The following is a 244-nucleotide window of genomic DNA, read 5'->3' as shown; positions in this document are numbered from 1 at the left end:
GACGCGGACGCGCCACGACACCCCGACGCCGGCGAGCTGGTGGATGACGATGAGCAGCCGGCCGGCGCCGCTGGTGGCGTCGCACCACACCAGCTGCACCACCCGCCCGCTGTGCGGCTCGAGGCGGTCGGCGGCGGCGTCGAGTTCGGCGCCGGCCAGGGCGACGACGTCGTCGCTGTCCGCGGCGCGGGGCACGGGCACCCGGTGGAGGCCGGGGTCGACGGCGACGCTGCCCGGGGCGGGC

The 244-nt window shown here is 79.5% G+C and carries 1 protein-coding gene; it reads right to left on the bottom strand.

Going from position 1 to position 244, the window contains the following annotated elements; translation table 11 throughout:
• The coding region (locus tag NVV99_RS26765; RefSeq protein ID WP_260783331.1) for a hypothetical protein at window positions 1-244 on the bottom strand (244 nt) is incomplete at both ends.

The sequence above is a fragment of the Rhodococcus sp. PAE-6 genome (assembly GCF_025290685.1).
Lineage (GTDB): Bacteria > Actinomycetota > Actinomycetes > Mycobacteriales > Mycobacteriaceae > Rhodococcus > Rhodococcus pyridinivorans.
Note: the sequence above shows the minus strand (reverse complement) of the source record. Positions and strands in the feature narration are given on the sequence as shown.